This is a genomic window from Nocardia arthritidis, assembly GCF_011801145.1.
In the GTDB taxonomy this organism is placed as follows: Bacteria; Actinomycetota; Actinomycetes; order Mycobacteriales; family Mycobacteriaceae; genus Nocardia; species Nocardia arthritidis_A.
Map to the genome: position 1 here is coordinate 8,241,627 of NZ_CP046172.1, position 14,099 is coordinate 8,255,725.

12 protein-coding genes are annotated in these 14,099 nt (G+C 66.8%); 4 read left to right on the forward strand and 8 right to left on the reverse strand.

Features of this window, described 5'->3' with window-relative positions; genetic code table 11:
- Positions 1-77 precede the first annotated feature (77 nt).
- Positions 78-455 (forward strand): hypothetical protein, encoded by a 378-nt coding sequence (locus F5544_RS37235; protein ID WP_167477503.1) that lies wholly within the window; start codon positions 78-80, stop codon positions 453-455.
- Positions 456-473: 18 nt separating this feature from the next.
- On the opposite strand, the gene F5544_RS37240 is transcribed toward F5544_RS37235, so the two are convergent.
- The 7 genes from F5544_RS37240 to F5544_RS37270 all read right to left on the reverse strand — a co-directional run bounded on the left by F5544_RS37240 (position 474) and on the right by F5544_RS37270 (position 7,692).
- Positions 474-845, reverse strand: coding sequence for a YybH family protein (locus tag F5544_RS37240; RefSeq protein WP_167477504.1), 372 nt, complete (start codon positions 843-845; stop codon positions 474-476).
- 51 nt (positions 846-896) lie between these two features.
- Complete coding sequence (bluB, locus tag F5544_RS37245) at positions 897-1,517, reverse strand: 5,6-dimethylbenzimidazole synthase (protein ID WP_167479738.1); 621 nt, start codon at positions 1,515-1,517, stop codon at positions 897-899.
- 49 nt (positions 1,518-1,566) lie between these two features.
- Positions 1,567-2,835 (reverse strand): fatty acid desaturase family protein, encoded by a 1,269-nt coding sequence (locus F5544_RS37250; protein WP_167477505.1) that lies wholly within the window; start codon positions 2,833-2,835, stop codon positions 1,567-1,569.
- 103 nt (positions 2,836-2,938) lie between these two features.
- Positions 2,939-4,390: a fatty acid desaturase gene (locus F5544_RS37255; RefSeq protein ID WP_167477506.1), complete on the reverse strand. Its 1,452-nt coding sequence runs from the start codon at positions 4,388-4,390 to the stop codon at positions 2,939-2,941.
- A gap of 57 nt (positions 4,391-4,447) precedes the next feature.
- Positions 4,448-5,605 (reverse strand): ferredoxin reductase, encoded by a 1,158-nt coding sequence (locus tag F5544_RS37260; protein WP_167477507.1) that lies wholly within the window; start codon positions 5,603-5,605, stop codon positions 4,448-4,450.
- 121 nt (positions 5,606-5,726) lie between these two features.
- Entirely contained in the window at positions 5,727-6,269 is a 543-nt protein-coding gene (locus F5544_RS37265) for a DUF6912 family protein (protein WP_167479739.1), read from the reverse strand.
- A 10-nt stretch (positions 6,270-6,279) separates the two neighbouring features.
- Positions 6,280-7,692 (reverse strand): WS/DGAT/MGAT family O-acyltransferase, encoded by a 1,413-nt coding sequence (locus F5544_RS37270; protein ID WP_167477508.1) that lies wholly within the window; start codon positions 7,690-7,692, stop codon positions 6,280-6,282.
- A 515-nt stretch (positions 7,693-8,207) separates the two neighbouring features.
- Between F5544_RS37270 and secA the strand changes: the two genes are divergently transcribed.
- Entirely contained in the window at positions 8,208-11,042 is a 2,835-nt protein-coding gene (gene secA / locus F5544_RS37275) for a preprotein translocase subunit SecA (RefSeq protein WP_167477509.1), read from the forward strand.
- Between the two features lie 74 nt (positions 11,043-11,116).
- On the opposite strand, the gene F5544_RS37280 is transcribed toward secA, so the two are convergent.
- Positions 11,117-12,409: an acetyl-CoA C-acyltransferase gene (locus F5544_RS37280; RefSeq protein ID WP_167477510.1), complete on the reverse strand. Its 1,293-nt coding sequence runs from the start codon at positions 12,407-12,409 to the stop codon at positions 11,117-11,119.
- 461 nt (positions 12,410-12,870) lie between these two features.
- Here F5544_RS37280 and F5544_RS37285 point away from each other — a divergent pair, with 461 nt between their 5' ends.
- Positions 12,871-13,584: a helix-turn-helix domain-containing protein gene (locus F5544_RS37285; RefSeq protein ID WP_167477511.1), complete on the forward strand. Its 714-nt coding sequence runs from the start codon at positions 12,871-12,873 to the stop codon at positions 13,582-13,584.
- A 2-nt stretch (positions 13,585-13,586) separates the two neighbouring features.
- Positions 13,587-13,988 carry a hypothetical protein gene (locus tag F5544_RS37290; RefSeq protein ID WP_167477512.1) on the forward strand — a complete coding sequence of 134 codons (402 nt, stop codon included), beginning with the start codon at positions 13,587-13,589 and terminating at the stop codon, positions 13,986-13,988.
- Positions 13,989-14,099: the final 111 nt, after the last annotated feature.

Here is a 14,099-nt window from a genome sequence, read left to right on the forward strand (position 1 = left end):
ACCGTTTCTTCCAATACGGCGAACCGGGCCGCCCGTACCGTTCGGATCCGAAAGATACCGAGCGCGAAGGGGTTCCCGTGCCGCTACCCAACTCCGTCCGAATCGCCGTCGCGGGCATCGTAATTCACGCGATCGACCACCTCGTCGTCGCGGCCTGGCCGCCGTTCAGCTGGAATGTCGGCACCGTCTACCACCTGACCCACGCCCCGATCTATGCCGCGCTCGCCTACTTCGTGCTGCGCGGCGACCGCTGGGCCCGCGGCGTCATCACCTTCCTGCTCGCCGGCCAGATCATCGGCCGCGCGGTGGTCTGGGTGCTGTTCCCGTCATCGGGTGCGCATGCCGCGCTCCTCGCGGGGTGGGCACTATCGGCGATCATCCTGACTCTGCTGTGGATTCCGGTCGAGGCCCGAACGTACTTCCGCAAGAAACAGCCCGTCGCGCATGCCGATTGAAAACTGTTCTGCCGAAACTCAATTGGTGGGATCCGGCGGGAATGCCCACTCCTCGAACCAGATACACCGTTCCGATTCGTTGAAGCGCAGAATCCACATATCCCGCCAGCGAATCGGCGCGGCTCCCCCGTATTCGACCTCCACCCGGACCACCGCGGTCTCACCCTCCACCGCGACGACTTCGGATTCCATCGTGAAATCCTCGTCCGGGCCCTCCCGCTCGTCGTCCCAGAATTCGGCGATGGCGGCCAACCCGAGAATGGGCTCGGCCCACGGGGCGATCAGGTAACCGGCCTCCGGCGCGAACAGGTCCGCGAGCCCGTCGGTCCCCGCCGCGCGCCAGGCTCGTTCATAGCCGTCGACCCATTTCTCGACCGCTTTACGGTCCACGCTGCGTAAGCTACCCGAATTTCCCGCCGTCGCAGGGCGGTACCGCGAAGATCAGCCCCGGAAGGTTTCCCGGTGCACCGCCTCGTCCAACGGCCGCCCGGACCGCCAGCCGAAACGCTCCAGATCGGGGACCCGCTGGAATTCGCGCACCGGTCCGGCACAGAGCCAGGCCACCGGCCGGATGCCGTCGGGCAACCCGACCAGTTCGGACAGGAATCCGGGATCGTAGAACGACACCCAACCGACGCCGACGCCCTCGGCCGTCGCGGCCAGCCACAGATTCTGGATGGCGAGCACGGCCGAATAGATGCCGGTCTCCGGCACCGTCGCCCGGCCGAGCACCTGCGGGCCGCCGCGCTGATGGTCGTAGGTGACCACGATGCCGGTGCCGCTCTCGACAATGCCCTCGATCTTGATCGGCTCGAAGGTCGCGGCCCGCTCCGGCGGCAGCGCGTCGCGGAATTCGATCCGCTTCTCGGCCACATGGTCGGCGAACCTGCGCAGGGTGGCCCGCTCCCGCACCACCACGAAATCCCACGGCTGCGAATTCCCGACGCTCGGCGCCCGGTGCGCGGCGTCGAGAATCCGCCACAGCGTCGCATCGTCGACGACGTCCCCGGTGAATTCCGCGCGGACATCGCGCCGCATCCGGATGACGTCGTAAACGTTCAGGTCTTCGGCATACACGAGGCAGAGTCAACCAGCCCCGACCCGGCAGGGCTCACCCGACCGGCTGAAGTTCCCGCGACTGCCCGCGCCGCCCGAACCGGCGCTTGCCCGCCGCGAGCGCGGTGCGCAGACCCCGCCGCTTGCCGGTCACCGGGTCGACGGTGGATTCTGTATTGCCGCCGAATTTGCGCTCGGAGGCGGTCTCCGGGGCGTCGTCGACGGTGTCGCGCAGGTATTTGTTCGGCAGCGCCAGCTTGAGGATGGTGCGCCACGCCTTGAAGTACTGCACCGGCAGCGAACCGGTGGTGTACGGGAGGTCGTATTTGTCGCACAGCTCGCGCACCCGCACCGCGATATCGCGGTACCGGTTGCTCGGCAGATCCGGGAACAGGTGGTGTTCGATCTGGTGGCTGAGGTTGCCGGTCATGAAATGGGTGAGCGTGCCGCCGGAAATATTGGCGCTGCCGAGCATCTGCCGCAGGTACCACTCGGCCTGGGTCTCCCCGTCGACATCGGCCTTGGTGAACTTCTCCGCACCGTCCGGGAAATGCCCGCAGAAGATGACCGCGTTCGACCAGACGTTGCGGATCATATTCGCGGCCAGGTTCGCGGTGAGCGTCGAGACGAAGGCCGGGCCGGTGAGCAGCGGGAAGACGAGGTAATCCTTCACGACCTGCTTGCCGACCTTGGTGAGCACCTCCTTGCGCTTGCGCTCGAATTCGGCGCGGGCGGGGGTGCCGGGCTTGTATCGGCCCGCGGCGAGTTTGCCGAGCTCCAAATGCTGGATGGCGACGCCGTATTCGAAGAACAACTGCAGCAGCAGGTTGTAGACCGGGTTGCCGATATTGAACGGCCGCCACTTCTGGTCCCGGGTGACGCGCAGCAGGCCGTAGCCGATGTCGTCGTCCATGCCGAGCACGTTGGTGTACTTGTGATGCAGGTAGTTGTGGGTGTGCTTCCAGTGTTTGGCCGGCCCGGTGTTATCCCATTCCCATGAGCTGGAGTGGATTTCCGGATCGTTCATCCAGTCCCACTGACCGTGCATGACGTTATGCCCGATCTCCATGTTCTCGATGATCTTGGCGGTGCTCAGCAGGGCAACGCCGGCCAGCCAGGCCGGGGGCAGGAAGCTCACGAAAAGTACCGCGCGGCCACTGATTTCGAGCGCGCGCTGCAGCCGGATGACGTTGCGGATGTAGCGGGCGTCCCGCTCCCCGCGCGAGGCCTCGATCTCCCGCCGGATCGCATCGAATTCCGCGCCGAGCGCCTCGACATCGGCCGCCGTGAGATGCGCGTATTCCTTGACATCCGAGATTGCCATGGCGGCTACAGTACCGTAAGTTACGACTCCGTAGGTTGTCAGGATCGCGTCAAGACTGTGGCAAATCTTCCATTGTGAATGTGACCTGGAGATGCTAGAAGCGTCAGGCCATGCGGCGACGGCGAACCCGCAGGATCGCCCGCTCGCGCAACGCCTTTCGCCGCAGTGCGACCTTCTCCTGCCGGGCCTTCTCCTGCAGCGCCAACGTGGCATCGCGCAGCGCGGCCTGCTCCTGGCGCGCCTTATCCTTCAACGCCGCCTTCGCCTCGCGCAGCACTTCCTTCTCGTGCCGTGCCTTCTCCTCCAGCACCACCTTGGCCTCGCGCAGCGCCGAACGCAGCCCGCGCCGCCGGCCGGACTCCGGATCCACCCCCAGCCAATGACTTTCGCTCCACCCGGCGGTGGGCAGCGACGGCAGGGTGATCCCGGCGAATTTGCGCTCGGACGAGGTTTCCGGCGCATCGTCGGCGGTGCGCTTCAGGAATCGGTCCGGCAGCGCCAGTTTGTGAATGGTGCGGAAGGCGAGCAGATACTGCTTGCCCAGCGAACCGGTGGTGTAGGGCAGATCGTATTTGTCGCACAGTTCGCGCACCCGCGCCGCGATCTCCGGATACCGGTTGCTCGGCAGATCCGGGAACAGGTGATGTTCGATCTGGTAGCAGAGATTGCCGCTCATGAAGGCCATCACCGGGCCGGCCTTGAAATTCGCGCTGCCCAGCATCTGCCGCAGATACCACTCGGCCTGCGTCTCACCCTCGAGCTGCTCGATGGTGAATTTCTCGGCGCCGTCCGGGAAATGCCCGCAGAAGATCACCGCGTATGCCCACAGATTCCGCACCAGGTTCGCGGTGGCGTTCGCCTTCAGCGTCGATTTCCACGCGGGCCCGGTGAGCAGCGGATAGATCAGGAAATCCTTGGCCACCTGCCGCACGATCTTGCCGCCGAACTCCTTGTTCGCCGGCGAACCCAATTGGTAGCGCGGGGTGTTGGTGAGCTCCTTCTCGATGCTCCAGTCGTGCAGCGCGATACCCCATTCGAAGGTGGCGGCCAGCAGCAGATTCGCCAACGGCTGCACCAGGTGCATCGGCTTCCACTCCTCGTCCCTGGTCATCCGCAGGATGCCGAAACCGAGGTCCTCGTCCTTGCCGAGCACATTGGTGTAGGTGTGGTGCGAATAGTTGTGCGCGCGCCGCCACTGCGCCGACGGCCCGGTCATATCCCACTCCCAGGTGCTCGAGTGGATTTCCGGATCGTTCATCCAATCCCACTGCCCGTGGCTGACGTTATGCCCGAGCTCCATGTTCTCGATGATCTTGGCCACCGAGAGCAGTGCCGTCCCGGCCAGCCACGCCCATCGGTTGCGGCTGCCGAACAGCACGGCGCGCCCGGCCACCTCGAGACCGCGCTGGGCCGCGATGGTGCGCCGGATGTATTTCGCGTCGCGCTCGCCGCGAGCGAGCTCGATATCGCGCCGGATCGCATCGAGTTCCCGCCCCAGTGCCTCGATGTCGGCCGCCGTGAGATGAGCGAACGCCTGAATATCGGTGATGGCCACCGGGGTCCTTTCCCTACACGAATTGCTTCGAGCCTACCTGCGCGAAATGTCGCGCCCTCAGACGTCGAGTGTGCAGTCGCCGGCCGCGGCGGAAATACAGGTCTGCACCTTGTCGCCCTCGCGGCGCTCGTCACCGTTGCGCAGATCCCTCGTGTAACCGGAACTCAGTGTGACGACACAGGTTTGGCAGATGCCCATGCGGCAGCCGAACGGCATCTGGACACCGACCGACTCACCGGCCTCCAGCAGACTGGTCGCGCCGTCCACCGTCGCGCTGCGACCGGACTTGCCGAATGTCACGGTGCCGCCCTCACCCACCGCCGACCGCTCGATCTCGAAACGCTCGACATGCAGCCGATCGCTCAGGCCCGCATCGCGCCAGTGCCGCTCGATCTCGTCGAGCAGCGCGGCGGGGCCGCAGGCCCAGGTCTCGCGCTCGCGCCAGTCCGGCAGCGCCTCGTCCAGGGAGTCCAGTGCGAATTTGCCCCGCTCACCCGTCAGATGCGGGCGCATGGTGAAGCTGGGATGCCGGTCGTGCAGCTCGCGCAGTTCCGCGCCGAACATGATGTCCTCGGCGGTGCGGGCGGAATGGATGTGCACCACATCGGGCACCGCGTCGCGGCGGTCCATCGCCCGCAGCATCGCCATGACCGGGGTGATGCCGCTACCTGCGGTCAGGAACAGCACCTTCGGCGGCGGCGGTGACGGCAGCACGAAACCGCCCTGCGGCGCGGCCAGCCGGACGATGGCGCCGGGCCGCACACCGTTGACCAGATGGCTCGACAGGAAACCCTCCGGCATCGCCTTCACCGCGATGGAGATCACCCGCTTGCCGCCATGACCCGGCTCGTTCCAATTCGGCGGGCAGGTAAGCGAATACGAGCGCCAATGCCAGCGGCCGTCGATCAGGATGCCGATGCCGATGTACTGGCCCGGTTGGTATTTGAAGTCGAAACCCCAGCCCGGCTTGATCACCAGCGTCGCCGAATCGGCGGTCTCCTTGCGCACCTCGACGACGCGGCCGCGCAGCTCGCGCACCGACCACAGCGGGTTCGCCAGGTGCAGATAGTCGTCCGGCAGCAGCGGGGTGGTGACCCGCGCGACCGCGCCGCGCAATACGTTCAGCCGACCGCCCCGTTCGGCGACACTCGCGGCCGGGGCCTCGAGCCATTGCCGGATGCCCCGCACGGAAAATCCCCCACGTTTCGAGCTCATCGCTGCCGTTCGTCTCCTGTCTGGACCTGCCGTACGGCAGCCAGGTTACGGCATCGTAGGTTCCGGTGGGTGGCGCGACCAGGCCCACCCGCCACCCCTCATCGAATCGCCGCGCGACGCCCTAGAGCAGTTCCAAAAGGAACGGCAGCTCCTGGGCCGCGTACCAGGCCAGTTGGTGGTCCTCGGCATCGCCGAGCACGAATTCGGCGTCGGTGTCACCGAGATCTGCGGCGTCGATCACATCCACCGCCTTGGCCACCTCCGGCTCGGCCTCGGCCAGGTCCACGTGCACCGAGGCGATCTTGCCGTACGGAACCGGGCCCGCCAGCTTCACCACCGCATCGTCCAGATCGGGCCGCAGCCGCGCGCCGCTGACATCGGCCGCGATCACCGCGCGCCGGTACACCGGGCCCGGGTCGCGGTCACCGGCGGGTGCGTCCTCGCCGGATTCGGTGATCCCGTCGCGTTCGGCCGCCAGCAGTCGCAGCGCGGCCCGCGCCGCCTCGCTCATCGCGACCTCGGCCAGTTCCTCGTCATCGCCCGAGGCGTACGCCTCGCGCAGCGCCGGGGTGACCGCGAACGCGGTGCCGCCGATCGCGCGCAGCTCCCGGTCGGCCACCAGCTCGCGCAGCATCGGCACCGTCGCGGGGATGTAGACCCGCATCGTGTTCTGATCAGAGACAGGCACCGAGCATCTCCTCCATGGACTCGTGCACCGACGCGGCGAGCACGCCGATGTCGGCCATCGCGTCGCGATCGGCGTTGAGCCCGTAGCAGACCCGTCCGTCATAGGACGTGATCCCGATGCTCGAAGCCTGGTTGCGCAGCAGCGGCGACACCGGATACATCTCCAGCATCCGCGCGCCGCCGATATACATCGGCCGCTGCGGACCCGGCGCGTTGGTGATCACCAGATTGAACGTGTGTTCTGCGAACGTACTCGCCGCCCGCACGCTCATCGCATGCAGGCTGGCCGGTGCGAAGCCGGCCATGTGCACCAGGGTGCGGGCCCGCACCCCGCGCCGATGTTTGCTGTTGGCCGCGGTGGCGTGCGAGATATGCGAAAGCCGAATCACCGGATTCGGTTCGCCCACCGGCAGATCGATCAGGAACGAGGACACCTCGCTGGCCGGATTCAGTTGCGCGGCGCCGGGACTGTCCACATAGACCGACATCGGCACCACCGTCCGCACGGTCGACGATTCGGTGAGCGCCTCGCCGCGCGAGAGCAGCCAGTTGCGCAGCGCGCCCGTGACGACGGCCAGGATGACGTCGTTGATCGAGCAGTCGAAACGCTTGCGGAGCTTGCGGTAGTCCTCCAGATCGGTGCGCACCACGGCGAAGCGGCGGTTGCGCGAGGTCCGGATGTTGAGCGGGCTGTCCTGGGTGCCGGTCGCGGCGGCGCGCACCGCGCCGACCACCGAATGCACCGCCTTACCCGTCGAACCGATCATCCCGAGCACGCCGGAACGCGCCTCGCGCACCACCTCCAGCGCCTCACCCGGCTGGGCCGCCAGATGCGCGAGCGCGCCGATCAGCAGTTCGGATTCGGAGGGTTCGCGCGGCGCGTGCCACGCGTCGTCGGCGACCCCGCGCGGCGACGGGCCGGTATCGAGGATGACGTGGCCGATTTCGAGCGCGGTATCCCCGTCGACCAGCGCCGAATGGGTTTTGGTGAAGATCGCGCTGCGCCCGTCGGTGAGGCCCTCGATCAGGTACATCTCCCACAGCGGCCGGGTCTGGTCCAGCGGCCGCGACGCCAGCCTGGCCACCAGGTCGAGCAGTTGCTCGTCGCTGCCGGGACCGGGCAGCGCGGACCGCCGGACGTGATAGGTGATATCGAATCCGCTGTCCTCCACCCACACCGGCCGCCCGAGCGCGAACGGGATCTCGCGCACCTTGCGCCGATATCGCGGCACCAGCGACAACCGCTCCTCGACCAGATCGACGAGCCGGTCGTAATCCAGCGCGACCTCATCCGCGCCGCCGGAATTCCGGACGATCGCGAGTGAGCCGATGTGAATCGGATTGCTACTCGACTCGAGCCGATAGAACGACGCGTCCTGCGGCGTCAACCTCGTGATCACGCTGCCGCCTGCTCCCTTCGGTGCCCTGGTCCGTGGCACACATGAGTACATCGCCCCCGGATCCGCCGCGCGGGCAAGCTGTTTCGATCGAATCGTGCCGCCATCGCCAAGCGGACGGATATCGGCTCCGGAGTCCGAGCCGCGCTGCTCAGTGGTCGTCATATGCCGACACCGATCGTCCCCGATACGATCGGCCGGTATTCCGTCGGCATACCGAACGCCTTACATCGTACGATACGGATGACGAAACATGTTCCGGGCCAATCCGATTCACTGGGAGGTCGCTGGGCTCTCCGGCCCGGGCCGGAACAGCGCCCATCCCCACTCCCGGGTAACCGATCCGGCGCACTTCACAGCAAGCACGGGTACGGTGAGACCCAGCGGGACATTCATGGCCGGAACCCGGGGGTGAGGCAGCACATCGTTGCTGGTCGGCGCCTACCATGGGTGCCGCATTAACATTGGGAATGCATCCGCGCCGTTGATACACACCGACCAGAGGACTGACGAGACCCGTGCCTGCGCTGACACTGACGAGGTTGCTACGGATTGGTGAGGGTCGCATCGTGAAGCGGCTCGCCCACCTCGCCGACGAGGTCATCGCGATCGGGCCGGACTTCGAGGAGCTCTCCGATGCGGAACTGCGCGCCAAGACCGAGGAGTTCAAGGAGCGCTACGCCGATGGCGAATCCCTGGACGACCTGCTGCTCGAGGCGTTCGCGGTAGCGCGCGAGGCGTCGTGGCGGGTGCTCAACCAGAAGCACTACAAGGTGCAGATCATGGGTGGCGCCGCGCTGCATCTCGGCAATATCGCCGAGATGAAGACCGGTGAGGGCAAAACCCTGACCTGTGTGCTGCCCGCCTACCTGAACGCGATCAGCGGCGACGGTGTGCACGTCGTCACCGTCAACGACTACCTGGCCAAGCGCGACGCCGAGTGGATGGGCCGCGTGCACCGGTTCCTCGGCCTCAGCGTCGGGGTGATCCTGTCCGGTATGACGCCCGCCGAGCGGCGCGAGTCGTACGGCTCCGACATCACCTACGGCACGAACAACGAATTCGGCTTCGACTACCTGCGCGACAATATGACCCATTCGCTGGAGGATCTGGTCCAGCGCGGGCACAACTTCGCCGTGGTCGACGAGGTCGACTCCATCCTCATCGACGAGGCCCGCACCCCGCTGATCATTTCGGGCCCGGCCGACGCCTCGTCCAAGTGGTACGCCGAATTCGCCCGTATCGCACCGCTGCTGAAGAAGGACGTGCACTACGAGGTCGACATCAAGAAGCGCACCATCGGCGTGCACGAGCAGGGCGTCGAATTCGTCGAGGACCAGCTCGGCATCGACAACCTCTACGAGGCCGCCAACTCGCCGCTGGTGAGCTACCTGAACAACGCCATCAAGGCCAAGGAGCTCTACGCCCGCGACAAGGACTACATCGTCCGCGACGGCGAGGTCATCATCGTCGACGAGTTCACCGGCCGCATCCTGATCGGGCGCCGCTACAACGAGGGCATGCACCAGGCGATCGAGGCCAAGGAGGGCGTCGAGATCCAGCCCGAGAACCAGACGCTGGCCACCATCACGCTGCAGAACTACTTCCGCCTGTACGACAAGCTGTCCGGCATGACCGGTACCGCCGAGACGGAAGCCGCTGAGCTGCACCAGATTTACAGCCTCGGCGTGGTGCCGATCCCGACCAACAAGCCGATGATCCGTCAGGACCAGTCGGACCTGATCTACAAGACGGAGGAGGCCAAGTTCTCCGCCGTCGTCGACGATGTCACCGAGCGGCACGAGAAGGGCCAGCCGGTGCTGATCGGTACCACCAGCGTCGAGCGCTCGGAGTATCTGTCCAAGCAGTTCACCAAGCGCGGCATCCCGCACAACGTGCTGAACGCGAAGTTCCACGAGAACGAGGCCGCGATCATCGCCGAGGCGGGCAGGCCCGGCGCGGTCACCGTCGCCACCAATATGGCCGGTCGCGGTACCGATATCGTGCTCGGCGGCAACCCGGACATCATCGCCGACATCCTGCTGCGCAAGCAGGGCCTGGATCCGGTGGCGACGCCCGACGAATACCAGCAGGCGTGGTTGCCGACGCTGGAGCAGGTCAAGGCGCAGACCGAGGAGGACGCCGAGGCGGTCCGCGAGGCAGGCGGCCTCTACGTGCTCGGCACCGAGCGGCACGAGTCGCGCCGCATCGACAACCAGCTGCGCGGTCGTTCCGGCCGCCAGGGCGACCCGGGCGAATCCCGCTTCTACCTCTCGCTCGGCGATGAGCTGATGCGGCGATTCAACGGCGCCGCACTGGAATCGATCATGACCCGGCTCAACCTGCCCGACGATGTGCCGATCGAGGCGAAGATGGTCTCCAAGGCCATCAAGAGCGCGCAGACCCAGGTCGAGCAGCAGAACTTCGAGATCCGCAAGAACGTGCTCAAGTACGACGAGGTGATGAACCAGCAGCGCACCGTCATCTACAGCGAGCGCAACCGGATCCTGCGCGGTGAGGATATGGAGGGCCAGGTCGACGAGATGATCACCGATGTGATCACCGCCTACGTCGACGGCGCCACCGCGGAGGGCTATGTCGAGGACTGGGATCTGGAAAAGCTGTGGACCGCGCTGAAGACGCTCTACCCGGTGAGCCTCAACTACAAGGATCTGACCGGTGAGACCGAGGTCGGCGAGGCGGGCGATCTGACCCGCGACGATCTGCTGGAGGCGCTGCTAGAGGACGCGCACACCGCGTACGAGAAGCGCGAACAGGAGATCGACGGCCTGGCCGGCGAGGGTTCGATGCGCAATCTCGAACGGCAGGTGCTGCTTTCGGTGCTGGACCGCAAGTGGCGCGAGCACCTCTACGAGATGGACTATCTCAAGGAGGGCATCGGCCTGCGCGCCATGGCGCAGCGCGATCCGCTCGTCGAATATCAGCGCGAGGGCTTCGACATGTTCGCGGCGATGCTGGAGGGCCTGAAGGAGGAGTCGGTCGGCTTCCTGTTCAACCTGCAGGTCGAGGTGCAGCAGCCACAGCCGGAGGGTGTCGCCGTCGATCCCGGTCTGCGTTCGCCGGTCGGCGCGTTCGGCGACGCGCAGCGTTCGCTGCCGACCGACGAGGCGCCCGGCAATGGTCACGCGGCGCCTGCGGCCTTGCGCGCCAAGGGAATCGACAACAGCGACCCGCGCGGCCTGAGCTACTCCGGCCCGGACGAGGGCGGGCACGCCGCGGTGCACGGCGACGTCGACGAGTACGGCGACGGCACCACCCGGCGGGAGCGCCGCCAGGCCGCCCGCGCCCAGTCGAAGGACAAGCGGCAGCCGAAGACCCGGCGCAGGCACTGACCTCCAGAGCCGAATAGCGAAGGCGCCCATGGTATTCCATGGGCGTCTTCGCTTTTACCGAAAAACCTTGCGGCTCAGATGCGTTCGAGAACCGCCGAGGCCCCGATGCCACCGGCCGCGCAAATACCGAGCAGCGCAACGTTTTTACCGCTGCGCGCCAGCTCGTTGGCCATGGTGGTGACCATCCGCGCGCCGGTCGCGCCGAAGGGATGCCCCAGCGAGACCGAGCCGCCGTGCACGTTCAACCGGTCGATATCGACCGCGCCGACGGCGGTGTCCCGGTCCAGCCTGGTCTTGGCCCATTCGTCGCTGGCCAGCGCGGCGAGCACCGAAAGTGTCTGTGCGGCAAAGGCTTCGTGGATATCGACGAAATCGACGTCGGCCAAGGACATTCCGGCCTTGTCCAGCGCGCGCGGCATGGAGATGGCCGGACCGATGAGCACCTGATCGGTGGGGTCGACGCTGACGTAACTCCAGGACCGGAAGGCGGCCAGCGGCTGGTAGCCGAGTGCCCGCGCCCGCTCCTCGCTCATCAACAGCACCGCCGACGCACCGTCGGTGAGCGGGCTGGCATTGCCAGCGGTGACGGTGCCGTCGGCCGCGAAGACCGGCTTCAGCCTGGCCAGTTTCGCGGCGGTGGTGTCGCCGCGCACCAGCCCGTCGCGGTTGATCTCCTTGCCGTCGGGTGTGCGTACCCGCAGCACCTCGTCGTCGAAGCGGCCGGAATCGATTGCCGCGGCGGCCCGCTGATGTGAGCGGGCGGCGAACTCGTCCTGTTCGGCTCGGCCGATGCCGTGGATGCGGGCCATCTTCTCCGCCGATTCGCCCATCACCTCACCGGTGGTGCGCTCGGCGATCTTCGGCCGCCGCGGCACGATATCGGTGAACGGCGCCAGCTGCGCGACCGCCGAAAGGTAGTCCTTCGGCTTCGGCTTGCCGAGCGCGAGCGGCGCGGCCGCGTGCACCACCTTCTGCGGCAGCTTGACCTCGGCATTGCTGGTGGAATCGCTGCCGCCGGCGATCATCACGTCGTATTCGCCGCGTTCGATGGCGGCGGCCGCCGCGGTCACCGCCTGCAGGCCGGACGCGCACGCCCTGGTGACGGTGTAACCCTCGCAGCCGGGATCGAGGCGGAGGTCGAGCGCGATTTCGCGGGCGATATTCGGTGCGGCGCTCGGCAGGATCACCCCGCCCCACACGATCGCCTGCACCTGATCCTTCGGCAGCGCGGTGCGCTCGAGCAGTCCGGCGACGGCGGCATCGGCCAGCGCGATCGAATCCATCCGCGTGAAATCGGTGAACGCCTTGCGGAACGGAGTCCGCGCCCCGGCGACGATAACAGCACGGCGAGCAGCGTAGGAAGCCATGCTAGTCCGCCTCTCCGCGCCTCTTGCCGGTCGCAAGAGCGGCGAGACCCACGTTGCGGGCCGACGGCGAGGTTCGTTGGCCCGGTTCTGGGCGTGCCCGACGAGTTACCCATGTCCTCGCGAAATCAATCATCACTGATCGATTTACTCATGAACCCCGACGAGATACCAGTACCCGGAGTAACGGTATTTCGGCGGACGCGAAGTTCCTCGCGCCGAGTGGCATCGCGAGGCTCGACCGGAGACCAGCTCAGCGATCCCCTCCAGATGCCGCTGAGCCGGTCTGCCGCGCGCCGTTGCGCAACAGACCGGGGCGCTCGTTCCGGCGAACGCCCCTGCCCGCTCCGGAACCGCAAGGCCGGGCGATGGTGCCACTCGGCGCCCTTCGACAGTAGCAATATTTCGATGAAGTTCTCAAATGCTTTCTACAAAGTTGGCTTCGGCTGCCGGATGGAACTACCATGAAGCCCACTATGCAGCGCACTTCGGAGCCGTCGCGGCAGAAGCGCTTCGGCCGCATCATCAGGGAACGCCGCGACGAGCTCGGCCTCACCCAGATCCAGATCGGGGATCTCGGCGGCCCATCCGCGCCCACGATCCGCAAGATCGAGGACGGCACCGCGACGATCAGCATCAGCACGCTGAACAAACTCGACGGGCCGCTGCGCTGGGTGCCCGGCAGCGCCGCCCGCACCTACGCGGGCGGCACCCCCACCGCAGACGAGCCGGCCGACCCACCGCAGACGGGCGAATCCGTTGTGGCGGGCCCGGATTCGATCCCCTTCGACATCGCCGACCTGACCGGACTGCTCGCCGCCTCCGGCAAACTCAACGACGCGGTGGAACGCGGCCGCACCACCGATCCCCATGTGGTGGCGGCGATTTCGGAGCTCAACCGGGTGGTGTCCAAATTGTCCGCGCGCTACGCGACCACCATGCTGGAACGCAACGGCGGCCCGGGCAGGCAGCTGCACCCCCTGGTCGAAATGGCCTTCGCACATCTGCTGGAAACCCCGGCGGAGGCGGATGACGAGACGGAATTCGAGGAGCGCCGCTACCGCCGCTGGCTGGCCGGCCGCGCCGAGACGGTGGATGCCGCCACCGAAACCCGGTTCCGGCTGCGCTGGCAGGCGGCCAACGGGGCACGGGCGGCGCGCAACGGTAAGGGAGCGTGACGATGGACGATCAGACGGATCTGACCTTGAGCCATAAGATCAACCGGCTCTTCGCGGTCGTACATCCGCGCTCGGCCCCGGAGCGCAGCATCGAGGCGGTGGCCGAACACGTCACCGCCCGGCTCACCCGCCCGATCGATGCCGCACAGTTGGAGCGGCTGCGCAGCGGCGAACTCGATCACCTGACCGATTGGACCCCGGCGGATCTCGAGGTGCTCGCGGCGATCGCGCAGTCCTTCGGCGTCGCCCCCGACTACCTCACCACCACCGGAACCGCGGCGGCCGCCATCGACCGGGAGTTGGAACTGCTCGCCACCATGCGGGATGCGAATGTGGCGAGTATCGCGCTGCGCGGCGGCGATATCGACCAGGCGACGCTGACCCAGATCATCGCCGACTGTTAGGCCCGGTCACCCCCGCTCGATACCTCGGAACCTCCGACCACAGCACGTCGCTCGCACCGCGCCGACTCGGTACCATCGTCTCCCAATGCAAGGCTGCAGTAGGGAGATCGC